General features: G+C 61.3%; 22 protein-coding genes. 17 read left to right on the top strand and 5 right to left on the bottom strand.

Annotated elements, in window-relative coordinates:
* Positions 1–124: 124 nt before the first annotated feature.
* The 4 genes from BLV60_RS32830 to BLV60_RS32815 are packed head-to-tail and all read right to left on the bottom strand — an operon-like array spanning position 125 to position 2,805.
* Positions 125–514, bottom strand: a complete 390-nt coding sequence (locus BLV60_RS32830; RefSeq protein ID WP_093059796.1) for a RidA family protein — start codon at positions 512–514, stop codon at positions 125–127.
* Positions 515–541: 27 nt separating this feature from the next.
* Positions 542–1,213 carry an amino acid ABC transporter permease gene (locus BLV60_RS32825; protein ID WP_093059794.1) on the bottom strand — a complete coding sequence of 224 codons (672 nt, stop codon included), beginning with the start codon at positions 1,211–1,213 and terminating at the stop codon, positions 542–544.
* Between the two features lie 26 nt (positions 1,214–1,239).
* Positions 1,240–2,043, bottom strand: coding sequence for an ABC transporter substrate-binding protein (locus BLV60_RS32820; protein ID WP_093059792.1), 804 nt, complete (start codon positions 2,041–2,043; stop codon positions 1,240–1,242).
* A gap of 21 nt (positions 2,044–2,064) precedes the next feature.
* On the bottom strand, positions 2,065–2,805 hold the full coding sequence (locus tag BLV60_RS32815) for an amino acid ABC transporter ATP-binding protein (protein WP_176929069.1): 741 nt from the start codon (positions 2,803–2,805) through the stop codon (positions 2,065–2,067).
* A gap of 874 nt (positions 2,806–3,679) precedes the next feature.
* Between BLV60_RS32815 and BLV60_RS32810 the strand changes: the two genes are divergently transcribed.
* The 11 genes from BLV60_RS32810 (at position 3,680) to BLV60_RS32760 (ending at position 15,544) form a co-directional block, all read left to right on the top strand.
* Positions 3,680–4,582 (top strand): LysR family transcriptional regulator, encoded by a 903-nt coding sequence (locus BLV60_RS32810; RefSeq protein ID WP_093059791.1) that lies wholly within the window; start codon positions 3,680–3,682, stop codon positions 4,580–4,582.
* Between the two features lie 185 nt (positions 4,583–4,767).
* Complete coding sequence (locus BLV60_RS32805; RefSeq protein WP_093059789.1) at positions 4,768–5,571, top strand: aspartate dehydrogenase; 804 nt, start codon at positions 4,768–4,770, stop codon at positions 5,569–5,571.
* Between the two features lie 31 nt (positions 5,572–5,602).
* The gene (locus BLV60_RS32800) at positions 5,603–7,063 is read left to right on the top strand and encodes an aldehyde dehydrogenase family protein (protein ID WP_093059787.1); all 1,461 of its coding nucleotides are present in this window, start codon (positions 5,603–5,605) and stop codon (positions 7,061–7,063) included.
* A gap of 43 nt (positions 7,064–7,106) precedes the next feature.
* Entirely contained in the window at positions 7,107–8,354 is a 1,248-nt protein-coding gene (locus BLV60_RS32795; RefSeq protein ID WP_093059785.1) for an amino acid ABC transporter substrate-binding protein, read from the top strand.
* Between the two features lie 19 nt (positions 8,355–8,373).
* Positions 8,374–9,237: a branched-chain amino acid ABC transporter permease gene (locus tag BLV60_RS32790; RefSeq protein ID WP_093059783.1), complete on the top strand. Its 864-nt coding sequence runs from the start codon at positions 8,374–8,376 to the stop codon at positions 9,235–9,237.
* A gap of 14 nt (positions 9,238–9,251) precedes the next feature.
* Entirely contained in the window at positions 9,252–10,169 is a 918-nt protein-coding gene (locus tag BLV60_RS32785) for a branched-chain amino acid ABC transporter permease (RefSeq protein ID WP_218132268.1), read from the top strand.
* Positions 10,166–10,921 carry an ABC transporter ATP-binding protein gene (locus tag BLV60_RS32780; RefSeq protein ID WP_093059779.1) on the top strand — a complete coding sequence of 252 codons (756 nt, stop codon included), beginning with the start codon at positions 10,166–10,168 and terminating at the stop codon, positions 10,919–10,921. Before BLV60_RS32785 ends, BLV60_RS32780 begins: the two co-directional genes overlap by 4 nt.
* On the top strand, positions 10,914–11,630 hold the full coding sequence (locus BLV60_RS32775; protein WP_093059814.1) for an ABC transporter ATP-binding protein: 717 nt from the start codon (positions 10,914–10,916) through the stop codon (positions 11,628–11,630). The genes BLV60_RS32780 and BLV60_RS32775 overlap by 8 nt, the downstream gene beginning before the upstream one ends.
* 67 nt (positions 11,631–11,697) lie before the next feature.
* Positions 11,698–12,522, top strand: coding sequence for a transporter substrate-binding domain-containing protein (locus BLV60_RS32770; protein ID WP_176929064.1), 825 nt, complete (start codon positions 11,698–11,700; stop codon positions 12,520–12,522).
* A 154-nt stretch (positions 12,523–12,676) separates the two neighbouring features.
* On the top strand, positions 12,677–13,603 hold the full coding sequence (locus BLV60_RS32765) for a LysR substrate-binding domain-containing protein (protein WP_093059775.1): 927 nt from the start codon (positions 12,677–12,679) through the stop codon (positions 13,601–13,603).
* A 114-nt stretch (positions 13,604–13,717) separates the two neighbouring features.
* Positions 13,718–15,544 carry a carboxylesterase family protein gene (locus BLV60_RS32760; RefSeq protein WP_093059773.1) on the top strand — a complete coding sequence of 609 codons (1,827 nt, stop codon included), beginning with the start codon at positions 13,718–13,720 and terminating at the stop codon, positions 15,542–15,544.
* 30 nt (positions 15,545–15,574) lie between these two features.
* On the opposite strand, the gene BLV60_RS32755 is transcribed toward BLV60_RS32760, so the two are convergent.
* Positions 15,575–17,287 carry an aminotransferase class I/II-fold pyridoxal phosphate-dependent enzyme gene (locus tag BLV60_RS32755; protein ID WP_093059771.1) on the bottom strand — a complete coding sequence of 571 codons (1,713 nt, stop codon included), beginning with the start codon at positions 17,285–17,287 and terminating at the stop codon, positions 15,575–15,577.
* Here BLV60_RS32755 and BLV60_RS32750 point away from each other — a divergent pair.
* From BLV60_RS32750 to BLV60_RS32725, 6 genes are all read left to right on the top strand, one after another.
* Entirely contained in the window at positions 17,286–18,983 is a 1,698-nt protein-coding gene (locus BLV60_RS32750; protein ID WP_218132267.1) for a carboxylesterase/lipase family protein, read from the top strand. The two genes, BLV60_RS32755 and BLV60_RS32750, sit on opposite strands and share 2 nt — an antisense overlap.
* A gap of 50 nt (positions 18,984–19,033) precedes the next feature.
* Positions 19,034–20,233 carry a pyridoxal phosphate-dependent aminotransferase gene (locus BLV60_RS32745; RefSeq protein WP_093059767.1) on the top strand — a complete coding sequence of 400 codons (1,200 nt, stop codon included), beginning with the start codon at positions 19,034–19,036 and terminating at the stop codon, positions 20,231–20,233.
* A 13-nt stretch (positions 20,234–20,246) separates the two neighbouring features.
* Positions 20,247–21,095, top strand: a complete 849-nt coding sequence (locus tag BLV60_RS32740) for a fumarylacetoacetate hydrolase family protein (RefSeq protein ID WP_093059765.1) — start codon at positions 20,247–20,249, stop codon at positions 21,093–21,095.
* A 32-nt stretch (positions 21,096–21,127) separates the two neighbouring features.
* Positions 21,128–21,850 carry a transporter substrate-binding domain-containing protein gene (locus BLV60_RS32735; RefSeq protein ID WP_093059763.1) on the top strand — a complete coding sequence of 241 codons (723 nt, stop codon included), beginning with the start codon at positions 21,128–21,130 and terminating at the stop codon, positions 21,848–21,850.
* A gap of 91 nt (positions 21,851–21,941) precedes the next feature.
* Positions 21,942–22,823, top strand: coding sequence for a PhzF family phenazine biosynthesis protein (locus tag BLV60_RS32730; protein WP_093059812.1), 882 nt, complete (start codon positions 21,942–21,944; stop codon positions 22,821–22,823).
* Positions 22,824–22,901: 78 nt separating this feature from the next.
* On the top strand, positions 22,902–24,335 hold the full coding sequence (locus tag BLV60_RS32725; protein ID WP_256329680.1) for an aldehyde dehydrogenase family protein: 1,434 nt from the start codon (positions 22,902–22,904) through the stop codon (positions 24,333–24,335).
* Positions 24,336–24,414 lie beyond the last annotated feature (79 nt).

Genomic DNA, 24,414 nt, shown 5'->3' with positions numbered 1-24,414 from the left:
AGAGCTGAACGGCTCGAATCCGATCTTCGTAGGAATACACGAACTACCTCCTGGTAGTCCAAGTTTTCGTCCGCACCCCCCTAGGGTCAGAGATCAGCGCAATCCAACAACCTGTACGCTCGCCCTACGCGAGCTCCTTCTTGTAGGCGATCATTTCGATCTTCATGTTTTCATTCTTCGACGGCAGCGCGGCTACCCCCACGCAGCACCGTGCCGGCTTGTGCCCGTTCATCGCCTTCAGATACACCTCGTTCACCGCGTCATAGTCGTCGACGTTCACAAGATAGACATTGACCTTGACTACGTCCGCAAACGTCGCGTCGCATTCCTTAAGAATGTTGGCGAGGTTTTTCATGCATTGGGCCGTCTGATCTCGAATGTCTGGAGGAAATTGGCTGGTCTCGGGGTCATAGCCGGCCGTCCCTTTGGTGAAGATCCAGGGACCAACGATCGACGCGTGCGAGAACGGCCGGTCGTGGGCGTGAGAATCTACTAAGCGAACATCATTTGTCATGAAAGATCTCCGGTTGGTTGTTGTGTGTCATTTCCTGAGGCGCATAGTTCGTCGTTCGATCCACCGGATCGTTAGCGTCAGGGGCCAGCAGATGACGAAGTAGGCTACCGCGACCGCCGTGAATATCTCCAGTGGCCTGAACGTGGAAGAGGACAGCTCAGTCGCCCTGCGGGTGATCTCGGGCACCGACAAGACGGATGCAAGCGACGAGTACTTGATCAGCATCACGAAGTTCGAAGCCAGCGGAGGGAGACTGGCCCAGAACGCCTGTGGCAACACGATGCGAGTGAACGTTTGGAGCCTGCTTAGACCGAGCACTCTCGCTGCTTCCACGTGCCCCTTGGGAATGCCTTGGATTCCCGCTCGATAAACTTCACCAATAAAAGCGGACGAGTAAATTGACAGCCCGAGGATTGCTGCAAACATCGGAGAGATGTCGATTCCGAACGATATCGGAAGGACGTAGTAGTACCACAGCAGCTGAATCAGGATCGGGGTGTTGCGCACCAACTCCCCCAACATGATGCTGACAGATCGCACCAGCCTCCATCTGGACAGATCGAGTGACACCAGTACTAAGCCTCCCAGCATCGCCATCATGAGAGTGATCGCCGATATGACCAGAGTGCTCTGTAGGCCCGAGAGCAGGAATGGAAGGTTGTCGCGGACAACATCCCATCTGAACGTGTATGTGCTCATACCCGATTGAGTGGCAGTGCCAAGGCTTACTTGGTGACCATGGGGCCAAGGTTATGCTTCTCCGCATACTTCTTGAGCCGGCCATCGTTGCGGATCGTTCGCACGAACAGGTTGATGTAATTCAACCAAATCTGATCACCCGGAGCCACGACATAAGAATAGGGTGTTACGGCGAGCGGTTCAGACGGAGCAATCAGCTTGGCCCAATCGAATTCCTTTCTGATTCTGACGCTGGCGGGATAGTCACTGATGTAGACATCCGCCTTGTTGGCCGCAAGTTCACTCAACATATCAGCCGGGGGCACCACACTTCGTTGTGTCGCCTTCTTCAGGTAGGTCTTCATGATGTCGTCCATGAAGCTCCCCAGCCCGGTGACAACCCGCACACCAGGTTGATCAACGTCAGCCCACTTCTGGATCTTGCTGCCGTCCTTCACGATGGCATACAGCCCAGACTCGAGGTAAGGATTGGAGAACTCGACAGCCTTGGCCCGCTTCAGAGTGGCGGCGACGGCAAACATTCCGATGTCGCACTTGTCGGCTTGAAGATCGGCAACGAAGGTCGAGAAATTCGTCTCGATGATTTCCAATTGAACGCCGAGCTCCTTCGCTAGTTCTTTGGAGAGATCGACATCGATCCCTTCAAGATCTCCAGTCTTGGGGTTTCGAAACGAGATGGCGTAGTAGTTGGGAACTTGGCAGACTCGAACCTTCCCCTTTTGCGGGATCGAGGTCAGCTTCGAGACTTTCTGCTGTGCTTGGGCAGATGCTGGTCCAAAGATTGTGCAGACGCTGATCGCGGCGGCGGCAAGGGCAGAAAGAATTTTCATTGGAGTCTCCTGTTTTATTGGTTAGAACATCATTTCAAGGAACTGCTTGGCTCTTTCGGTTTTGGGCGATTCAAAGAACTCGTCAGATCCACCTTCTTCGATCAGCTTCCCACCATCGAGAAATGCGATGCGCGTGCTTACGCTTCTGGCGAAGCCCATCTCATGAGTGACCACGATCATGGTCTGGCCTTCCTCGGCGAGCTTCTTCAATACGGCCAAAACTTCGTGACGAAGCTCGGGGTCGAGAGCGGACGTTGGTTCATCGAAGAGAATGACCTTCGGGTTCATTGCCAAAGCGCGAGAGATCGCCACTCGCTGCTGCTGACCGCCTGAGAGTTGCGCCGGATATACGTCTCGCTTGTCCGCAATGCCGACCTTGTTAAGGATCTCAAGAGCGGATGAGATCGCGGCATCTCGCGGTATGCCGCGAACGCGAATCGGCGCTTCGATGACGTTCTGCAAAACGGTCATGTGCGGCCACAGATTGAATTGCTGGAAAACCATCCCGATGTCCCACCTCATCAGTTTGGTAGCTGCCTGCGAATGGCTGCCGGAAGCTGCGCCAGCGACGGTCGTTCCGTTGACGCGAATCTCTCCAGAAGAGATTTCCTCAAGTAGCGCCAGGCATCTCAGAAAAGTTGTTTTGCCTGAGCCGGAAGGACCTATGAGACTGACGATCTCGCCTTCTTCAACGTTCAAAGAAACGTCGTTGAGCACGGAAAGCGCGCCAAAACTCTTCTTGAGATGACTTGCTTCGAGAATGGTTTTTCTGAATGCCGACACTTTGAAGTTCCGCGTTTGGTGATAGTCCCGTTGCACCAGATTAGGAGGGGATATCAGTCGGAGTGGAAGGTGCCAAATTGCGAACGCCGTGTTGCCCCAAATAGATCACCACAGCTGATCGAGCAAAAAAAGCAGGGGCGGCCGCGAGCTTCCGCACAGCTCTTTCCGCCTGGTGGTCGCAACTCGAAACCTGGAGCGTGCAGCCATCCAACGAGGCCCCGACGGCGTGAGCCATCGACGGCTTCTCAAGCTCCTCGGGCGATTGCTCTCGCGTCACGCCGCGCCGCGCCGCAAACACGTTGGCAGAGTTCGCCACGTGCTATCCGACCCGAGCGCGGGTTTGGTGCGCAAACCGCAGCCAAAGCCGGGCGCGAGCGGGACGCGCACAAGACCAGCGTCATCGAGACAGAGCGATTACTCTCGAGAAAAAATCGGAACAATGGTTACGGTCTTGATCGTCACCCAGTTGGGAAACAACGAAGCGCCAACGGCTGCACATGGATGCGTTTCCACTTCGCCGAAAACGTTGACCGATGCATTCCCCTGGCGCGACCGATCGAGCCACGGGGGTACGGCTTCGGCACGAGGAACCACCCGGCGGTGTGTTTCGAACGATCTGTGCTCGTCTGATTGCAGCAAGATTGTGGCTGTACTGATTGCCCTTGATTCGCTAGCATGATTACGGATTGCACGTCACGTGGTGTGCACGTTCGCACTTTGCACTGTGCCGCGATCAGAACAATTCGTGATGAGCGCTGGATGGTCTAGCGTTCTCGATATTGGACTTGATGCGTGACCAGAAGATAGGCGCCCTTCGCCAGAGGCTGCGGGGCGATTTGCACGACGAATCCTGATGATCCTGCCGCTGCCACTCAAGTACTTTGCTGAGATCGCCAAGAGTGGGTCGGTGCGTCAGGCGTCAGAGGCGTTGTTCGTTGTACCCAGTGCGATCAGCCGGCAGATCGCCAATCTCGAGCGAGAGTTCGGCGCCGAACTGTTTGAACGATCGCCGCGTGGCATGGTGCTGACAGCGGCAGGCCGCCTTCTTCTGGACTATGTCACCCAGAGCGAGGTTCAAGGACTATTGGTTCGATCGGCCATTGATGACCTCGGTAATTTGCGCAGCGGCTTGGTACGACTGGCAATCGTGGAGGCCGCCTCCATGAGCTTCATGCCCGATCTGCTGGTCGGCTTCGCGCGCGAGCATCCGAACATCGCGTTCCAATTGAGCGTGTGCGGAACGGCGCAGATCGTGGAATCGGTGGTGGATCACACGGTGGACATCGGTCTGGCTTTCAATGTACTCAACCGCGACGATGTCACGTTGCATGGGCGAATTTCGCAGCCGCTGCAGGTCATCTGCGCGCCCACCCATGCCCTCGCCGCGCGCTCTATGGTTTCGATCAGCGAACTGATCGACTTTCGAGCTGCGGTGCCTGATCGTACGTTCGGTGTGCGATACCTCATTGATAAAGCGGCAGAAGAGGCCAAGGTCGAACTTCGAATAGCCTACGAGATGAACTCGCTGCAAGCGATCAAGAGCATCGTTCGGCGCTCCGACGTGATTGGCTTCATGCCTCCCATGACCTTTGCTCACGAACTCGAGGAAGGTTGGTTGCACGCGGTAGCGCTATCTGAACGGGCTTGCGAGGCCGCAACCATCGACGTGGTCACCTCGCGTCAGCGCAAGCTCCCGCTCGCCGCCACCGCCTTCTTGCAGTATCTCCTGATCTCAGTGCGAACACCCTCGCCTTGAGGCGCCGTAACGAGTGCGCCGCCGCCCCCTGCGGGTCGCCGCAAGTCAGCTGCAGCGCGGGCCCAGAGGGCTAACCCGGTGTTCTGTTTACTGCACCGCAGCGATCTCCTTTACATGACTTCCCGGGCGATTCAGTCGTAGGCCTAATCCGTCCGCCGCCCGAATGGAGGCGTGAAGGAGACAGGATGAAGACTGCGATTATTGGTTGCGGAGCCATCGGGCAACGCCTTTGCGAACTGGTGCCTCAACTGGTCCCAGAGGTCGGGTTGGCTGTGGTTGCCGAACGCCAGGAAGCACACGCCGCGCTTCGCGAACGTCTCGATTCGCGAGTACTGCTCGTGAGTTCCCCCGATGCGCTCATCGAAGCCGGCGTGACATTGGCCATCGAATGTGCGGGCCACGCGGCACTACGCGGGTACGGCCCGACGCTTCTGCGCCGTGGCATTGATCTGATGGTGGTGTCGGTGGGGGCGTTGGCCGATGCCCCGACCGAGACGCTACTGCATCGCGCGGCCGTGGACGGCGGCTCGAAGATTCGAATTCCCTCTGGTGCTGCTGGTGGCCTGGACGTGCTCACCTCTGCCCGCTTGGCGGGTCTGGAGAGTGTGGCCTATCGCTGTGTCAAGCCGCCAGCCGCCTGGCAAGGAACACCGGCTCAGACCATGGTGGCTCTGGAGAGTCTGAGCGAATCAACGGTCTTTTACTCAGCCTCCGCTCGCGAAGCGGCGCGCCTGTTTCCACAGAACGCCAACTTCGCGGCGTCGGTCGCGCTGGCAGGTGTCGGATTCGACAACACCACCGTCGAGTTGTGCGCGGATCCGAAGGCCACGCGCAACACACACAGCGTGCACGCCAAGGGTGTGTTCGGCGACATCGCGTTTCAGATCAACGGCATTTCGCTGGCCACCAATGCGAAGACGTCGCTCCTCACGCCGTACAGCGTGGTGCGGATGCTCATGAACCTCTGCCGGCCGGTAGCGCTGGCCTAAACCCCCTGAACTTTTAGACAAGGTAGATCAAATGACAAAGAAATCCGACTCCATCATCAATCCGTTCAATGGGCAGATCGTGGGCGAGATGCCCGTGTCTGAGGCCGACGATGTCGAGCTCAGCATCGTGCGCGCTCAGAAGGCGTTCCAGGTGATGCGCAAGCTGCCGCGCTTCGTTCGCGCCGACATCCTGATGAAGGCTGCCGAGCTCGTCGCGAGTCGTCGCGACGAGTTCGCTCGAACCATTGCCGCCGAAGCAGGTAAGCCGCTGTATGACGCTCGCGGCGAGGTTGCGCGCAGTATCTTCAATCTCAAGAACGCCGCGCAGGAGGCCCGTCACGCGGCCGGTGAGGAAATTCCGCTGGACCTGGACGCGGGGGTCTTCGAGTACCAGACGACCGATGCACGAGGCGTGTCGACCAAGCTGGCTGACTTGGACCACAACGCCCTGGCCCAGATGCGCCGCCGCGTCGGTATCGCCCGTCGCTTCCCGATCGGCACGATCCTCGCCATCGCACCCTTCAACTTCCCGCTGAACTTAGTGCTGCACAAGGTCGCACCGGCGATTGCCGCTGGCAACTCGGTGGTGCTCAAGCCGGCGCCGCAGACTCCGCTGACCAGCAAGCTGTTGCAGGAGGTGTTTCGTGATGCTGGCCTGCCCGATGGGGCTCTCGAGGTCTGCCACTGCTCCGTGCCGCTGGCCGAAGGCATGGTCAAGGACGAGCGCTTCGCGATGGTCACGTTCACTGGCAGCGCCAAGGTGGGCTGGCACATCAAATCCATCGCCGGTCGCAAGAAGGTCGCGCTCGAGCTTGGAGGCAACGGCGCCGTGATCGTTGCCGAGGACGCTGACCTCGATCTGGCGGCGACGCGTTGCGTGCGCGGCGGGATGGTGTACGGCGGCCAATACTGCATCGGTGTCCAACGCATCCTCGTACATGTCTCGGTGCGCGAGGCCTTCGAGAAGAAACTCGTGGAGAAGGTGCGCGCATGCCGTGTCGGCAACCCGATGGAGGAAGGCATCGATGTCGGCCCGGTCATCGACGAGAACTCGGCGAAGCGCATCCAGGGATGGATCGACGAAGCGGTGGCTCAAGGCGCTCGCGAACTCGTGGGTGGATCGCGCGCGGGCGCCGTCGTTCAGCCGACCGTCCTGACAGATACGGTCAAGGGCATGAAGGTGGAAGACGAGGAGATCTTCGGCCCCGTCGTGACGCTCAACAGTTTCCGGACATTCGAGGAAGCAGTCGAGCGTGCGAACGACTCGCGCTACGGTTTGCAGGGCGGCATTTTCACCAACGACATCCGCCGAGCCTTCCAGGCTGTGGAGGACTGGGATGTGGGCGGTCTGATGATCAACGACGTCTCGATCTATCGCATCGACAACATGCCGTTCGGCGGCTGGAAGGAATCGGGTGTGGGGCGCGAGGGCACGCGCTACGCGATGGACGAGATGTCCGAGATCAAGTTGATGGTCATCAACTACGTGTGAAGCACCGTGTGAGCGGCCCTACTTAGAACCAGGAGACAACGAAATGTTCAAACGATCGAATTGCTCGAGCAGCTGCGCCTGCGCAGCAACACCTGCTATCTCTCGGGCTGCTCGGCGCGGCCTTCTGCTTGCGACCGCGGTACTTGGCCTCGGTCTCGGGCAAGTCAGCCACGCCCAGTCGCAGGTTATTCGCATCGGCGCGCCACTGCCGATGACGGGTGCGCTCTCGCCCGAGGGACTGCGAATGAAGCAGGGCAATGATCTGTGGGCTGAGACGGTCAACAAGGCCGGAGGAATCAAGGTGGGGAACGGCCGTGCCAAGGTCGAGATGATCTATGTCGACTACCAGTCCAACACACCGAAGGCTGTGCAACTGGTGGACAAGCTGATCACGCAGGACAAGGTCGACTTCATCTTCTCCCCGTTCGGGTCGGGAGCGACCAAGGCTTCGAGCGCAGTGACCGAGAAGAACGGTGTGCCCAACATCGCAGCCACAGCCTCGTCAGTTGAGGTCTTCGACCAGGGACACAAGTACATCTTCGGTCTGCTCACACCGAACAACACGCTGATCGAGCCGACGGCCGAACTCGCCGCGACTCGCCTTCCGGCCAACGCCAGAGTGGCGATCCTTGCTCGCAACGATCTTTTTCCTACAGCGGTCGCCAACGAGCTGGAGAAGGTCGCGAAGAAGCGCAACTACGAAGTCGTCTACAACGAGAAGTACGCAATCGGTGCACTGGACCATGCGGGCGCGCTGGTTCAGATCAAGGCGGCCAAGCCGGACTGGATCTTCGTGTCGGGCTACACCAACGATCTGATACTCGTGCGCAAGCAGATGAAGGATGCGGGTCTGAACGCGCCCGTCGTGACGATGATCACCGGTCCGAGCTACCGAGAGTTCGTCGAGTCACTCGGCCCCCTCGCCGAGAACGTCAGCAGCGCGGTATGGTGGCACCCGGCATCCAAGTACACCGGCACCGACATCTTCGGCTCGACTGCCAAGTACGTCGAAGCGTTCAAGGCGCGCTTCGGTACCGAACCGGACTATGCCAACGCGGTCGCTTCGCTCTCAGGCGTAGTGCTGCAGGCCGCCATCGAGAAGGTCGGCTCAGTGGATCGCGCCGCAGTCCGCGACCAGCTCGCCAAGCTGAAGATGGACACCTTCTATGGGCCCGTGGCCTTCGACCAGAAGGGGATGGTCAATTCGTACCTCCCGCCTGTGTTCCAGATCCAGGGCGGTAAGTCGGCGGTCTTGTATCCGCCAGCCATCGCCACCGGCAAGCTGCGCTGAGCGCACGCTGAGAGCTGTCATGGTACTTCTTCAAGTTCTGCTCAACGGTCTGCTGCTGGGCGGTATCTACGCGTGCATCGGCGCAGGGTTCTCACTCGTGTGGGGTGTGGTGAACATCATCAACATCCTGCACGGCTCGTTCATCGTGCTGGGCGGCTACGGGGCCTGGTACGCGTACGCGCACTGGGGCGTCCATCCGTTCATCGCGATGTTGCCGATCGGCCTACTCGGTTACGCCGGCGGATGGCTGCTGCAGCAATACGTCATACGTCACGTGATGGCCGCCAAGGTGCTCGTCACGCTGACGCTTACTTTCGGTCTGAACCTGCTCCTCAACAACTTGATGACCTTTGGCTTTTCCGCCGACTTCCGCAAGGTCGTGCTGCCGAGCCAGGAGCCCATCACATGGGCTGCGCTCACGCTGCCGACGGATCGAACCTTGAGCATGCTTGCCGCGGTGGCGGTTGTCTTGCTCACGCACGTCCTTATGACGCGCACGATGCTGGGGCGCTCGATCGTCGCGGTGCGCATGGATCCGCAGGCGGCGCAGCTGATGGGCGTCGACGTGCCGCGAACCTTTGCCGCGACGTTCGGCATCGGCACCGGGCTCGCATTGATCGCGGGCGCGATTCTCTCGCCGATCTTTCCAATCTCGCCTGTTGCCGCGGACGGCTATCTGGGCAAGGCGTTCATCGTCTGCGTGCTCGGTGGCCTTGGCAGCCTGCCAGGCGTGCTGGCTGGCGGCGTTTTGTTGGGTGTGGTGGAAAGCGTGGGCAGCTATTTCCTTGGCTCGAGTCACGCGCTCACGCTGTCGTATGTGCTGCTGCTTGCATTCCTGCTTCTGCGGCCGCAAGGCCTGATGGGCAAGAAAGGGTTCGAATGAAACTGAACAATACCGTGTTCTGGGCGATCTTCGCCGGCAGCGTCGTGCTGCTGACGATCGTCGGTGACAACTATTGGCTGCGCTTCGGCACGACGGTGGCGCTGTACGCCGCCCTTGCCAGCGCTTGGAACATCATCGGCGGCTTCACCGGCTACCCGTCGTTCGCGACCGCTGCCTTTTTCGGTCTGGGTGCCTACGCGTCGGCCATCGGCCAGATGCACGGCATCCCGATGCCGCTCGCGTGGGCTCTGGCCGCGCTGATCGGCGGTGTGTTCGCGCTGCTGCTCGGGTTGGGCTTGCTGCGCTTGCGTGGCCACTACTTCGCCGTCGCGAGCCTGGTGGTTGCCGAAGTGTTCCGCGAGGTGATTACCGCCGGTGGTGACTTCACAGGCGGCGGCATGGGGCTCAACCTCGCGCTTCTGCCGATCTCGTCGTTGGCGCAGGCGCGACTCTTCCTGATCGTCTTCAGCACGCTCGCGGCGCTCTCCGCGTTGCTCTCCTTCTGGATCATCGGCTCGCGCTTCGGCGTAGCCTTGCGCTGTATCGAGCAGAACGAAGACGCCGCGGCGATGATTGGCGTGGCCGTCACCCGCCACAAGGCGTTCGCGCTGGCGCTGTCGGCCGTGTTCGCTTCGGCCGGGGGCGCGGTGTACGCCAATTGGCTCAACTACATCGACCCGAGCGACGTCTTCAGCGTGCTCCTGTCGGTCAAGCCCATCGTGATCGCGCTGATCGGCGGTGTCGGCACCGTGGTTGGACCGTTTGCGGGCGCTGTCGCTCTGGCAGGCCTGGAAGAGCTGGTCATCAAGGGTGCGCTGGACCTCAACGGAGTCTTCCTCGGATTGGCGATCGTTCTGTTGGTCCTGTTCATGCCGCGTGGCGTCATGGGCTTTCTGTCGCCTGCGCGGCGTGCGAGAAAGGCATCCACGTGAAGGCGCCGCTTCTGCAGCTAGACGAGGTGTCGCTGTCATTCGGCGGCCTCAAGGCACTGTCGAACGTGACTTTTCGGATCGATGCTGGCGAGATCGTGGGCCTGATCGGACCGAACGGTGCGGGCAAGACAACTCTCGTGAACGTGTGCAGCGGCGTTTTTCGCCCGTCACATGGCACCGTGCGATTCGAGGACCACGTGATCTCGGGAATGCGGCAAGACCAGGTGGCGCAGCGCGGGATGGCGCGAACCTTCCAGGTTGTCCAGCCATTTCCGGCAATGACGGTGCGCGAGAACGTGACGGCCGCCGCCCTCTTCGGAGGTGGCATCCGTCACGTGCCCGAAGCACGCAAGTTCGCCGATGAGCAACTCGAATTCGTCGGACTGGCACCGCACGCCGACAAGAGTGCAGCGAATCTCTCACTGGCTCATCGGAAACGCCTGGAACTGGCCAAGAGTCTTGCAATCAAGCCACGCCTGATCTGGCTCGACGAGGTGAATGCGGGACTCAACTCTGACGATCTGGAGAAGACGCTTCACCTGATCCGCAGCATCGCCGCGCGCGGCATCACGATTGTGATGATCGAGCACCTCATGAAAGTCGTCATGGGTGTCAGCACGCGCATCTTGGTCCTCAAGAGCGGAACGCTGATCGCGGATGGACTGCCCATGGACGTGATCCGCGATCCGACCGTGGTCGAGGCCTATCTGGGAGGGCACTATGCTGAAGACGGGAGCCGCCGCGATGTCTGAACTGTTGCATGTCTCGAACTTGCACGCCGGCTATGGCGCGGTCAAGGTACTCCACGGTGTCGATCTGCGAGTTGACGCCGGTGAGGTGGTGGCGCTGATTGGCTCCAACGGAGCCGGTAAGTCGACGCTGATGCGCGCGCTATCCGGCCTGACGAACTCCGGCCAGGGCACGGTACAGCTGGGCCAGGCAGAACTGCATGCGATGCCTGCCCAGCGGCGCGTGGCTTCGGGTCTCATTCATGTGCCAGAAGGCCGACGCCTCTTTCGTTCGATGAGCGTTGAGGACAACCTGTTGATGGGTGCATTCTTGCGTCGCGACCGTACCGAGGTGCGAAAGACGCTCGACACGGTCTACGGGATCTTCCCGAAGCTGCGCGAGCGCGCACGACAGGACGCGACCACGATGTCCGGAGGCGAGCAGCAGATGTGCGCGATCGGACGCGGCCTGATGGCCGATCCGCGCCTGTTGATGATCGACGAACTTTCGCTCGGACTGTCTCCGCGGCTTGTCGGAGAACTTGCCGAGGCACTGCGTCGTGTCAATCAGCTGGGCGTCGCCATCTTGCTGGTCGAACAGGACGTCGGTACGGCGTTGAGTCTGTCGTCACGTGCCTATGTGATGGACCAGGGGCGCATTGCCCACTCTGGTCCTTCGCACTCGCTTGCGGGAGATCCCGTCGTTCGAGCCGCGTACATGGGCGGGGTGTAACTCCGCCCGCCACGTGTTTCGCGTGGCCATTCTTCTCAATCCCATGAACTCGTTGGAGGCATGTTCAATGTTCAAGCGTTCCCTTCCGATCTCGGCACTTGCTGTCGCCGCTGCGTTCAACCTGCCGGCAATGGCCCAGGAAAAAGTCACCTTCGCGTACATCGAAGAGCCGCCGTTCGCGACAACGATCAACGGTCAGCCGGCCGGTTCGGACGTCGATGTCGCGCGAACCGTTCTCGCCAGAATGGGTATCAAGGACGTGGAGGTGAAGAAGGTGGAGTTCGCTGAGCTGCTGCCCGGGGTAGCTTCCGGGAAGTGGACGATGAACACCGGTCTCTTCGTCACGCCGGAGCGCTGCAGGACTGTCGCGTACTCCAATCCGATCTGGGCTCTGGTCGACGGCATGATCGTGCGCCCAGGCAACCCGAAGCGCGTATCGAGCTACGCCTCTGTCGCGAAATCGGATGCGCGGCTGGGCGTCGTCAAGGGAACCGTGCAGTTAGCCACCGCCAAGGCGGCCGGTGTTCCTGCCGAGCGCATCGTCGAGTTCGGAGCGCAGGAGGAGATCATTGCCGCGATCAAAGCAGGCCGCGTCGACGCCTACCCGAACTCAGCGCTGGGCCAGCGGGCGCTTCTTGCTTCGCTGAAGGATTCGGATCTGACGTTGGCTCAACCGTTCGAACCACCGACGGACAGCAACGGTCGCGCAAAGGCGGGATTCGGTGCGTACTCGTTCAATCAGGCCAATGGTGCCTTCGTCGCTCGCTTCAATGCGGAGCTCGCGAAATACCTCGGCTCCGACGAGCACCGTGCGCTGCTGGCCAAATACGGGTTCGTTGCCGACGAGATCACGCCGGCGCTGACGGCGAAGAGCGACGCCCTGTGCAAATAGGCCAGGAGGCTGGTGAGACCCGCGATTCCCCCGGATGTCTATGATCGCGATCTCGCGGGACTTCATATCGCTCGGTGCCTCACGGTATGGCGTTCGACGATGAACACCACCGGTGTGCCGCACTGCGCGCCCCCAATCGGATGATCTAAGCCTCATGGACGATCTGCCGCATCTGTTCGAGGATCTCATGGCGTTTGTTGCAGTCGTCGACGCCGGCGGCTTCAACGCTGCGGGCAGCCGTTTCGGCCTGCCTCCTTCGAGCCTGAGTCGGTCGGTTGCGGCGCTCGAGAAGCACCTCGGTGTCAGTCTACTGGTGCGCACGTCGCGTCGATTTGAGGTGACCGCAACGGGCCGGCGCACCTATGACGATGCCGTTGCCACGCGCGCAAGGTTGCAGGAGACGGTTGCAGCCGCGCGCGAGTCGCACGGTGTGCCTTCAGGTACCCTGCGTGTCTCGTGCCCGCTGGCGCTCGCGTCCACGGTCGTGGGACGAATCGCCATAGAGTTCATGGCCCGCCATCCAGGCGTGCGTGTCTCGATCGAATCCACCGATGGCCGCGGACAACCCTTCAGTGAACCCGCGGACATCGCAATTCAGCCGAGCATCCGACCTCTGCGCGATTCCAGCATGGTGGCTCGCCGCCTCGTCGATGTGCGCTATGTGATGGTCGCCGCGCCGCATCTGTGGCACAGTATTCCAGCGGCGCCTGGCGGGTCCGCGGAGTTCCCGCGCTTCCCCGCCATCGGTTGGACTTTCTTTTCCAGCCCGGCACTCTGGTCCTTGCGGCACCGCGAGCATGGACAGCATGCGATCGAGGTTGACGTGCGATTCACCACGGACAACTTGTTGCTGGTGCGTGAGGCAGCGCTCAAGGGCGTCGGCGTGGCACAGTTGCCCTACGCCATGTGCAAGGAAGATATCAATCGCGGCGAGCTGAACTTGGTCACGCCCGATTGGCTGCCACTCCACGTCGGCATCTATGTGCTCTACCCTTCGCGCCGCGCCCTCACGCTCGCGGGCCGGAAGTTCATCGACGCGCTCGTTGACGGAACGGCCTTGCTCGATAGAGGGCCGGACTAGCGTTTCATCGTTCCAGCGCAGCAACGCTGCATTCCACCCGTGCCCTTACGGGTGGTAGACGTACTTCCTAACATCCAGTGCAGCCGCAGTCCATGCGGCACCTGAACGGCCCGAATGACAGGCCGAGGCACGAAAAACATACCGGAGACAAAGTTGGAGAATCAGCGACGCTTTCTATTTCTCGGGCGCGTGGCGGTCCCGATGTTCGGACTCGCCCTGGCGGTTCTCGTGTCCTCTTGCGGAGGCGGCGGTGGCGGAGGAAGTGGCGGTATTGCGCCCCCTGCGCCTGCCTTCAGCTCGCAACCCGTAACGACATCTTCTGGTGTGTTCCAGGGAATGGATTCGCCCCTGGGACGCGGAACGGAGTTCAGGGGTATCCGCTATGCAACCGCCCCTCGCTGGACCCCTCCCCAAGCGCCGGTCGCGGCAATGGACACCAAGGTGGCCAGCACATTTGGCGCCAGTTGCCCCTCGGTCGGCGCGCCCAACGAGGCCGAGGACTGCTTGTTCCTGAACGTCTATGTTCCGCCCCACACGAAGGCCGACGCCCAGCTTCCTGTTCTCGTGTTCAGCCATGGCGGCGGGTTTGTCGCCGGAAGCGGCCAACTCTATCCCGCGACGAGCCTGGCAGCCGACAACAACATGATCGTGGTCACGCTCAACTATCGGCTCGGTGCGCTGGGCTGGCTTAGCAACAGCAAGCTGGCAGCGTCTGCTGCCAACGAGTTTGAAGCCGTCGGGGACGCAGGGAACTACGGACTGATGGACCAGCAGTTCGCGCTACGGTGGGTCAAGGACAACATCGCAGGCTTTGGTGGCGACCCCGCAAAGGTGACGTTCTCCGGAGAGTCCGCAGGCGGGATCAGTGTGCTTGCGACGCTCACATCCACCAATACAGCCCAGAACCTGTTCAGAGCTGCGATTGTCGAGAGCGGGTCGTTCTTCTACTACACGTCGCAAAGCGCGGCGTCGCGTCAGGCGACCTTGGGTGCGGCCTTCGAGTCGGATCTCGGCTGTGATTCCGCATCCTGCCTGCGCTCAAAGACCGTGGCACAGGTGCTTGCCTCTCAAGGCCGGATATTTGGCCGCTACAACCTTGGCCCCGTGCACAGTACAAAGCTCGTGCCCCTCGCACCGAAAGCGGCGCTCGAAGCGGGCCAGTTCATCAAGGTTCCGGTGATGCAAGGCATCACTGCCAACGAGGGACGCTTCTTCCTCTCGCGCCTGCTCGCGCCGCTGCCCACAACCGTGCAGATGCTGGCCGCGGGCGGGCCGGCCAACTACGACTTGCAGAATCCGAACGGCTATTGCGGCACAGCGGGAGCTCCCGCGACGTGCACCTATTCGCAGATCATCGGGAAGGTGATGGCGAGTCCCACGCCGGACACGGTAGACGCCGCCTACCTGCGCATCATGAATCCCACAGCCATCACATCAGACTTCCTGAGCTTGCTGGCGACCACCTATCCAGCGGCGAATTTCAAGAACACCTTCTTGAACAATGCGCCAAGCGCCGACATGGCCATATCTCAGCTGTGGGGCGACGCGATCGTCGCCTGTCCTGCACGCGCGGCAAACTCGGCCCTCGCTCGTTTCGTCAAGGTCTATGCATTCGAGCTGGATGACCCGGCAGCGCCACAAGCAGGCAACATGGTGGGGTTTCCGCTCGGTTCTCAACACACCGCTGAGTTGAGCTACCTCTACGACCTGGGAGCGGCCCTCAATACGGACCAGCAGCAACTGGCGCTGTCCATGCGGCGGTACTGGGGCAATTTTGTGACCAATCTCGATCCGAACGGTAGCTCCTTGCCTCCATTCGATGCCTTCCCCGTCGCACAGATCTTCAGTCCAGGCGCTGGTCAGCTCAGGAGTGCGCCGGACCTTGATCAACGCCACTTCTGCAGCGGCATCTGGGATCCGATCCGCGCGGCGACTCCATAGGCAAGTAGCCAAAGGCGGCAGCCCGAGCAATCAGGCCGGGGGCGTGGAGGCAGCTATCAAGTTCCGGGAGAGCAGGCCGAGGCGCCGGATGCCGTCTTCGATCCGATCGCTCCACTCAGACCCGGCGCTCAGCCGCAGGCAGTTGCGAAAGCGTCGGCTGGCGGAAAAGACATCACCCGGGGCGAAGCAGATACCTTGCTCGAGTGCTGCATCGAACAGTGCGCGCGAATCGAACCGTCTCGGCAGCTCCACCCAGATCATGAAGCCGCCCGCCGGCCGGCTGACCTTGGTGTCCGAGGGAAAGCTCTCCTCGATTGCGCGCGTCATGCGCGAGATGTTCTCTTCGAGGAGTCGGCGCAGGCGGCGCAAGTGCGCGTCGTAGGCGCCATTGGCCAAGAAGTCCGTGATCGCGACTTGAGGCAGGATGGGATTGCAGAGGCTGAGCGCGAGCTTGCGCTCCATCACCTGCTGTGTGTAGGCGCCTGGTGCAATCCAGCCGACGCGATAGCCCGGCGCCAACGTCTTCGAGAACGAGCTGCAGTAGATGGTATTGGCGCCGCCATCGAGCGCAATGAATGGCTTCGGCCGCTCGCGGCCAAAGTGGATGTCTCCGTAGACGTCGTCTTCGATCAGCGGCACGGCGCGCTTTGCAAGCAGCGCAAGGAGCGCCCGCTTGTCTGCTTCGACCATGGCCGAGCCGAGCGGATTGTTGAAGGTGGACGACAACACGCAAGCCGCAACGGGCCCGGTATCCAGCAAGCGGGTGAGCGCGGCGATGTCAACGCCGTGCGTGGGGTGGGTAGGCAACTCCAGCGCCTTCAAGCCGAGCACCTCCAGAGTGTGCAGAACCCCGAAATAGGTAGGCGCCTCGATGGCGATCGTGTCGCCGCGCTTGGAAACGGCCATGAGCGCGAGCATCAAGGCCTCGGTGCATCCGTTGGTGATGAGAAGGTCGTCTGGCGAGAGCGCGTGGCCGAAGTGCAGCGCCCGCTTTGCGATCTCGCGGCGCAGACTCGGCTCACCGCGCGGTGTGCCGTACACGTTGTACCTTGAGCCGTGCTCCCGTGCGGCTCGCGCAAGAGCCAGGTCAAGGCGCTTCGACTGGAGAAGCTCGGCATCCGGCACCGCGCAACCGAGTGGCACGAACGCCGAGTTCGAAGCATGTTCGAGCAATGCGGTGACAGCACCGCTGATGGAAACCGTGGAAGGCTTCGCGGGCGGACGCGAGGGAGACGGTAGTTCAAGCCCGGTGCGCCGCGTGGGAGCCACATAGAACCCCGATTGAGGACGTGCGACGAGGACTCCTCGGTCCTCGAGACGACGGTATGCCTGCAGCACCGTGGAAACACTGACGCGGTGCTGCTCGCTGACGGCTCGCACGGACGGCAGACGTGCTCCCGGCGCAAGAGCGCCATTGCTCACCATGCTTTCGATGAGCTCGGCCAGCTGCTCGTAACGGTGCGGAGCCTGCGCGTCCAGCGATGCACGCCCGATCGACGGCAACGCAAGCATCCCGTGCCGCGGAGGCGCAACGTAGAACCCGGACTGCGCTCTTGCGGTGAGGATGCCTTGATCCTCGAGAAGCCGGTACGCCTGTAGTGCCGTGGAGGCGCTGGTGCCATGGCGCTGGCCGACGCTGCGCACAGATGGCAACCGTGTGCCAGGGGCGAGTTCCCCGTTGTCAATCATTCCAGCAAACAGATGAGCCAACTGCTCGTAGCGGTTGGAAAGGTGTCTATCCATGGTGTCTTTCCAGGAAAACCATGCCGATTGTCACTCCGTTACCAGCGGAGCGACAAGCGAAATTGTGATGGTTCGAACAGTTGAAAGCTGTGTCTGTTCTGGTTGGCTCGAACAATTTACTCTGCATGGCAATGAAATGAAAAAGTGTGGGCTGGCATGTCGTGATCTGCGGAGTTCATCGGCGCGGCCTTCTCTTTCGAAACTCGGTACGTTGGAGACGCGCATGCTTGGTACGGAACAGCTGGAATTGAAAACACCATTCGGCCACCTGCGTGGCCTGCGTTCGGACGGTGTGGCATCTTTTCGCAGGGTGCCGTACGCCGAGCCTCCCGTCGGCGACAAGCGCTTTGAAATGCCAAGCGTCGCTCCCCGCTGGCAGGGTGTGCGTGTTGCCACCGAACCTGGTCCTATTCCGCCTCAACTCCCTTCTCGTCTTGATGCGGTCATGGGCGCCTACGAGGCCAAGCAGAGCGAAGACTGCTTGCACCTTGATATCTGGACGACCCACAAGCCCGGTGACCTTGCGCCAGTACTGGTGTTCTTCCACGGCGGGGCGTTCATGACGGGAGGCGGCTCGCTGCCCTGCTACGACGGCAGCGTCCTTGCGAAGGAGAATGGTCTTGTCGTTGTGAATGTGTCCTACCGTTTGGGCCTCCTCGGCTTCTGGCCGCAGCCGGATCTCGGAGGGCTGAATCTCGCTCTTCACGACCAAGTCGCCGCCCTCCGCTGGATCAAGGAGGCGATCAGTTCCTTCGGCGGTGATCCCGAGCGGATCACCGTGACCGGCCAGTCCGCAGGCGCTTTCAGCATCGCCGCACATCTGGGAGCCTGTCAGGGACCAGAGCTTTTCAAGCGGGCAGTCATGATGAGTGCACCGGTGGGCCTGATGTGCCGTACCGTGGATCAGGCACGACCGACCGTCGAGACGGTCCTGAAGGTCCTTGGACTTGATGCGGGGAGGGTGGAAGAGCTTCGCGCCATGCCTCTCGCGCGGATCTTCGAGGGGCTGCAAACCCTGGCAAGCAGGCCGCCGGCCATCAAGGGTGACATCACTCCGCTGTTCATGCCCATCTTGGACGACGGGAATCTTGCCCGTCAGCCAGCCGATTCCATCGCGATGGGAAGCGCGAAATGGTGCGACGTCATGATCGGCGTGACGCGGGAGGAAGGTGCCGCGTTCACCATCACCAACGCTGAGTTGGATGCAGTGTCGGAGGATAGCCTCCGAGAGATGTTCGACACCAGGTTGGGAGGTGGTGGCGAGGCGGCGATCGCAAGAATCCGATCCCAGCGCATCTCCGCGACGCCCCGCGCCATCTTGAATGAGCTCAACACGGACGACTTCTTCACCGGAAAGAGCCTGGAAATGGCGGCCACGCAGTCGCGTCTTGGTCGAAATGCGTTCGTCTATTCCTTCGACTGGCAATCGCCGAACCCGGCGCTGGGCGCCTGTCACTGCATAGACCTGCCGTTCCTGTTTGGAAACATCGACGTCTGGAAGACGTCTCCGATGCTTCATGGTGCGGATCTGAACGAAGTCCGAGGGCTCAGCCGGCTGTATCGAGGCGCGATCGCCGCCTTCGCAGCAAACGGGGATCCGAATGATGTCGGCCTTCCGCAATGGCCTGCCTACAACGCGGATTGGGCTGTACTGCATTTCGATCGTCGCATCCAGGCATGGGGCTACATCGCGTAGATGCAACGCCTCGAACCATATCGATACGACCACATGTGCAAGGAAATGAAATGAAGACTCCCCAAGACAAGTTTGACGAACAGCAGCCGCCGGGTTCGAAAGGAGCCGGCACCTCCGAGTGGCGTGGGCGGTTCCCCTACAGCGAGATCATTTCCCTGCTCGATGTGAATAGACCGCTCAATCTGGCGGAAAGCACGTCTCAGGATCTGACGGTCGGCGAGCTTTTCGATCTGGCCGACTTTTCGAGCATCCGGAAGTTGAAGCTGGGCTATGGCAAGTCCGCCGGCGCGATCGAGCTTCGCGAGGCCATTGCGGACGCTTGCAACGTTCCCGCCGAGCAGATCATCACCACGCAAGGCACTGCGCTCGGCCTTTTTCTTCTCGCCTTCGAAGCCTGCCGTCCCGGTGATGAGGCTGTACTGGCAACGCCGTGCTTTCCGCCGAGCCGTGACTGTCTCCTGGGGGCCGGGGTGAGCGTGCGCGAAGTCAAGTTGTCGTTCGAGCAGGGCTTTCGGCTGGACCTTGATCGGATGGAGGCCAGCCTGTCGCCGAAGACCAAGTTGGTCAGCATTGCCTCCCCGCAGAATCCAAGCGGCGTGCAGACCTCTCGCGCGGACATCGAAAGCCTGCTTGGCCTGATGGAGAAGCGATCCCCCGAAGCCTTGCTCTTTGTTGATGAAACCTATCGTGAGGCCACCTACGGCAACGCCGTGGCCATGGAAAGCCTTGCAGGGAGCGATCCACGCGTCGTCACGGGCGCATCGGTATCCAAGGCGCTGGGTGCTCCAGGCCTGCGCACAGGCTGGCTCACCGTGGAGGATGCCGATCTTCGGGCTCGCCTGACCATTGCCAAGATGAACACCGTGATTTCCGGGGCGGTGCTGGACGAGGCGCTCGCGTGCGTCCTGCTGCGCAACAGGGAAAAGGTGCTCGCACCGCGGCGCCAGATGCTTGCCATTGCCCTCGAGAAACTGGCAGTGTGGTGCGACGCCGAGCGCCAGCGCATTGAATGGGTGCGGCCGAACGCGGGGGCATTGTGTTGTCTGCGCCTGCGCGCGGACGCACTGGACGAAGCGGCCGTCTCTCGTTTCTGGGAACTGCTCCCGGAGCACGACCTTCAGCTCGCTTCAGGGGCATGGTTCGGCGAGAGCAATCGCGTCTTCCGGCTTGGCTTTGGCTATCTGCCGCCGGATCGCCTCGGCGCCGCGCTCTCCGCGCTTTCCGAAGTCCTGAACGCGGTCACCAAATGAGCGGAGCACGGCGATGAAATTGGTGCGATTTGGCCCACAGGGCAAAGAACGGCCGGGGATTCTCGACTCGGCTGGCGTGGTGCGAGACGTCAGTACCCTGGTCGACGACTGGTCTGGGAAAGCCCTGGATGCGCAGTCCTTGAGCCAGATCGCGCGGCTCGACCTTTCCCGGCTGCCGGTCGCAGCGGAAAGCGCCCGCCTGGGCTGCCCCATTGGCATGACGGGAAAGATCGTCTGCGTCGGATTGAACTACGCCGACCATGCCGCGGAGACAGGGTTCGAAGTTCCATCGGAGCCTCTGGTCTTCTTCAAATCTCCGACGGCGCTGAGCGGGCCATTCGACTCCATCTTCGTTCCGAAGACGGCCAAGGCCGTCGACTGGGAAGTCGAGCTTGCCGTGGTCATTGGCGCAACGGCTCGGAATGTCCGCCTTGAAGACGCTGCCTCGTACATCGCTGGCTTCGCCGTCGCCAATGATGTGACAGACCGGGGATGGCAGTTCGAGCGAGGTGGGCAGTGGAGCAAGGGCAAGAGCGCGGACACCTTTGCGCCACTCGGGCCCTGGCTTGTGACGCCAGACGAACTGCCCGAGTCCTTGGATCTCAGGATCTGGCTGAAGAAGAACGACGCGATCAGACAGGACAGTCGCACTAGCAAGTTGCTCTTCTCCGTCCACCAGATCATCTCCCACCTGAGCGAGTTCATGACCCTGCTTCCAGGGGATGTTCTCCTGACGGGAACGCCTCATGGCGTTGCGTTCAACAAGCCGCAGCCCGACTATCTGAAGGACGGCGACGTCATCGCGTGTGGCATCGACGGGCTCGGCTCGCAGCGCTGCACGATTCAAGAGGCCGGTGTCTGAAAACCGGCCCCCGCATACATCAAGGGGATCTTATGAAAGTACGTATTGCATACATTGAGGAACCGCCCTTCTACTGGACCGGATCGGATCAGCGCGCGACCGGTGCGGACATCGAGTTGGCCGATGTCGTGTTGCGGGCGATCGGTGCCACGTCCATCGAGCATCACCTGACCACGTTCGAAGAGTTTCTGCCTGGCGTGAAGGAAGGTCGCTGGGACATGAATGTGCCGATTTTCGTGACAACCGAACGTGCGGAGCACGTCGCTTTCAGCGTGCCGGTCTGGACGCTCGGCGACGGCTTTCTGGTCCACCGGGGCAATTCGAAGGCGTTGGCGAGCTACGCAGCACTGGCAGCACGTAGCGACGCGCGGTTGGGTGTGATTCCTGGCCAGGTTCAGATCCATGCGGCGAAGTCGGCCGGCGTGGCTGACAGCCAGCTCGTGGCGTTCAAGGACCAGCCCGAAGCTGTGGCCGCTCTTCTTGCAGGAAAGATCGACGCGTTCGCTGCAACCGCCATTGGAAACCGGGACACGGCAAGCAAGCACAGTGAGCTGGAGGCAGTCGCGCATGAAGCAGGCAAGGCAGCAAATTCGCCTGTGGGGGCCTTCTCCTTCAGCAAGGGCAATCACGCGCTCCTGCAAGCTGTGAACGATCAGCTTCGTGCGTACCTCGGTTCCGCGGATCACCGCAAGCTGGTGGCCAAGTACGGGTTCACGGAAACCGAGATCAATGGCGTGGTTGCTCGCAAGGGATAAGGGCAGCCCATGACTTTCCGTGATGCACAACGCCTTTCGGAAAGCGCCGACCAGAACAAATGTTGACTCAGATGATGTGTTGGAGATGAACATGAAGCGAACCCGTGGCTACAAGGTGGTCGATGTCTTTACGCGTCGACCGCTTCTCGGCAATCCGGTTGCCGTGGTGCTGGATGCACAGGATCTGACGACCGACCAAATGCAGGCCATCGCGAACTGGACCAACCTGTCCGAGACGACGTTCGTGCTGCCACCTACGGCGGCCGGTGCCGACTATCGGCTGCGGATCTTCACGCCGCGCAGCGAGCTTCCCTTTGCAGGCCACCCGACGCTCGGCAGCGCACACGCCGTCCTGGAAAGTGGGCGCGTCACCGCCAGGCAAGGTGGGCGATTGATTCAGGAATGCGGCATGGGCTTGGTCGAGGTGACTGTCGAGGAGCGGGACGGTGGCCGCCAGCTTGCATTCAGCTTGCCGACGGCGACGATCAATCCGCTCACCGCGGCAGACACAGAGGTGCTGGAGACGATTCTGGGATGCAAGCTGGATGCGAGGACAGCGCCGGGTGTCGTGACCGTCGGCCCCATCTGGGTTGTCGCACGGTTGCGCGACGCGGCCACCGTACTCGGTTTGCATCCTGATCTCGCAAGGTTGGCGGAGTTCGAGCGCCGCCTTGGTGTCACAGGCCTCACGGTGTTCGGTGCGCATCAGCATGAAGACGCCGACATCGAGGTGCGCACCTTCGCGCCGTCTTGCGGCGTGAACGAAGACCCCGTCTGCGGGAGCGGGAATGGGAGCGTCGCCGCCTTCCAGTGGGCGCGTGGGTTGCTGCCACCCGCCGGGAGCAGCTACCAGGCGACCCAGGGACGGCAGGTCGGTCGGGACGGACGCGTGGAGGTGCACGTCGGCGCGGACGGACAAGTACGCGTCGGAGGAGCCTGCATCACCTGTCTGGAAGGCTCGCTTTCGCTCTAGCAGCCAGATCGGAGCCCGCATCTGGATGGGTCGGCACCAGCTGCTTTCCAACATTGTGAGGAGTAAGGGGACGACGCGATGAGACAGAACTTCGACATGGGGGCTCTTTTGTTGCCTGCTGACACATCACCCGATTTCATCTCGGTGACCAATCCCTTCGATGGCGTCGAAGTAGGAACCGTCGCGAACTTGCCGCCCGAAGATACTCGGCGGCTTGTCCAGGCGGCGAAAGAAGGGGCGCGCATGTGCCGCAGCCTGTCTCGGCACGAGCGGGCGCGCATTCTCGAGCGCTGTGCATCGCTGGTTGAGCACGACGGGGAAACGTTCGCGCAACTCATCGTCGCGGAAGCCGGGAAGACGATCAGGCAGGCCCGAAAGGAGGTACTGCGTTGCGTGAACACACTGAAGCTGTCCGCCGACGAGGCGCGCCGCAACGCAGGAGAGGTCGTGCCGTTCGACGCGTACGTGGGATCGGAGAACCGGCAAGGATGGTTCACCCGAGAGCCGCTGGGCATCATTGTGGCCATCACGCCGTACAACGACCCGCTGAACCTGGTCGCGCACAAGCTGGGGCCGGCGATCGCCGGTGGCAACGCCGTGGTCCTGAAGCCGTCGGAGCTTGCGCCTCTCTCCGCCATCAGGCTCGTCGACTATCTCGTCACGGCCGGACTGCCATCGAATGCGGTATCGATCGCGACAGGCGGAGCGGCGCTGGGCGAAGCGCTGGTGTCGGCCCGGGACGTGAGGATGATCTCTTTCACCGGCGGATTTGCTACCGGGGAGAGGATCGCTCGATCCGCCGGCCTCAAGAAACTCGCGATGGATCTGGGCGGAAATGCGCCAGTCATTGTCTTGAACGACTGCGATCTGGGCGATGCTGTTGCATCGTGTGTGTCCGGTGCCTTCTGGGCTGCGGGCCAGAACTGTGTCAGCACACAGCGCATCCTGATTCAGGCGTCCATCTATGACGAGTTCAAGCGGCGCTTCGTCGCGGCCACCGCGGCACTGAAGGCGGGAGATCCGGCCCTGCCGGACACGGACGTCGGGCCAATGATTTCAGCTCAGGCGGCGACACGAGCGAAGAGCGCAGTAGATGCCGCGATTCGACTGGGTGCGAATCTGCTCTGCGGCAACACGCAGAAGGGCTCGGTGTACTTCCCGACGGTGCTTGAGAACGTCAGCTTCGATTGCGACCTTTGGACGCAGGAAGCATTCAGCCCGGTGGTTGTTCTTCAGCGCGTGGAGACACTGGATGAAGCCCTCGCGCTCGCCAACAGTCCCGAGTACAGCCTCCATGCAGGGATCTTCACGAACGATCTGCAAGCTGCTCTCAAGGCTGCCAACCAGCTGGAAGCCGGCGGAATCATGATCAACGACTCTTCGGACTATCGATTCGATGGTATGCCATTCGGTGGAGGAAAGTACGGAAGCCTTGGCCGCGAAGGCGTCCGGTTTGCCTACGAGGAAATGACTCAACCGAAGGTGGTGTGCATCAGGAAGACGGAGCGATAGAACTGAAGAGCCGAAGGCGGCACCGCCATCGAACAAGCAGCCAGGCTGGAATACCCAGTCCCAGATCTTCATGAAAAGG

Origin of the sequence: Variovorax sp. YR634, from assembly GCF_900106655.1 — a bacterium.
GTDB lineage: Bacteria > Pseudomonadota > Gammaproteobacteria > Burkholderiales > Burkholderiaceae_C > Variovorax.
Note: the sequence above shows the minus strand (reverse complement) of the source record. Positions and strands in the feature narration are given on the sequence as shown.

Bases quoted from the DNA above. Each gene is read 5' to 3' on its own strand.
- BLV60_RS32810 (WP_093059791.1), top strand. From the start codon at position 3,680: ATGATCCTGCCGCTGCCACTCAAGTACTTTGCTGAGATCGCCAAGAGT.
- BLV60_RS32740 (WP_093059765.1), top strand. From the start codon at position 20,247: ATGAAATTGGTGCGATTTGGCCCACAGGGCAAAGAACGGCCGGGGATT.
- BLV60_RS32820 (WP_093059792.1), bottom strand. From the start codon at position 2,043: ATGAAAATTCTTTCTGCCCTTGCCGCCGCCGCGATCAGCGTCTGCACA.
- BLV60_RS32755 (WP_093059771.1), bottom strand. From the start codon at position 17,287: ATGGATAGACACCTTTCCAACCGCTACGAGCAGTTGGCTCATCTGTTT.
- BLV60_RS32745 (WP_093059767.1), top strand. From the start codon at position 19,034: ATGAAGACTCCCCAAGACAAGTTTGACGAACAGCAGCCGCCGGGTTCG.
- BLV60_RS32730 (WP_093059812.1), top strand. From the start codon at position 21,942: ATGAAGCGAACCCGTGGCTACAAGGTGGTCGATGTCTTTACGCGTCGA.
- BLV60_RS32825 (WP_093059794.1), bottom strand. From the start codon at position 1,213: ATGAGCACATACACGTTCAGATGGGATGTTGTCCGCGACAACCTTCCA.
- BLV60_RS32765 (WP_093059775.1), top strand. From the start codon at position 12,677: ATGGACGATCTGCCGCATCTGTTCGAGGATCTCATGGCGTTTGTTGCA.
- BLV60_RS32760 (WP_093059773.1), top strand. From the start codon at position 13,718: ATGACAGGCCGAGGCACGAAAAACATACCGGAGACAAAGTTGGAGAAT.
- BLV60_RS32735 (WP_093059763.1), top strand. From the start codon at position 21,128: ATGAAAGTACGTATTGCATACATTGAGGAACCGCCCTTCTACTGGACC.
- BLV60_RS32750 (WP_218132267.1), top strand. From the start codon at position 17,286: ATGGTGTCTTTCCAGGAAAACCATGCCGATTGTCACTCCGTTACCAGC.
- BLV60_RS32805 (WP_093059789.1), top strand. From the start codon at position 4,768: ATGAAGACTGCGATTATTGGTTGCGGAGCCATCGGGCAACGCCTTTGC.
- BLV60_RS32830 (WP_093059796.1), bottom strand. From the start codon at position 514: ATGACAAATGATGTTCGCTTAGTAGATTCTCACGCCCACGACCGGCCG.
- BLV60_RS32770 (WP_176929064.1), top strand. From the start codon at position 11,698: ATGTTCAAGCGTTCCCTTCCGATCTCGGCACTTGCTGTCGCCGCTGCG.
- BLV60_RS32775 (WP_093059814.1), top strand. From the start codon at position 10,914: ATGTCTGAACTGTTGCATGTCTCGAACTTGCACGCCGGCTATGGCGCG.
- BLV60_RS32725 (WP_256329680.1), top strand. From the start codon at position 22,902: ATGAGACAGAACTTCGACATGGGGGCTCTTTTGTTGCCTGCTGACACA.
- BLV60_RS32790 (WP_093059783.1), top strand. From the start codon at position 8,374: ATGGTACTTCTTCAAGTTCTGCTCAACGGTCTGCTGCTGGGCGGTATC.
- BLV60_RS32795 (WP_093059785.1), top strand. From the start codon at position 7,107: ATGTTCAAACGATCGAATTGCTCGAGCAGCTGCGCCTGCGCAGCAACA.
- BLV60_RS32800 (WP_093059787.1), top strand. From the start codon at position 5,603: ATGACAAAGAAATCCGACTCCATCATCAATCCGTTCAATGGGCAGATC.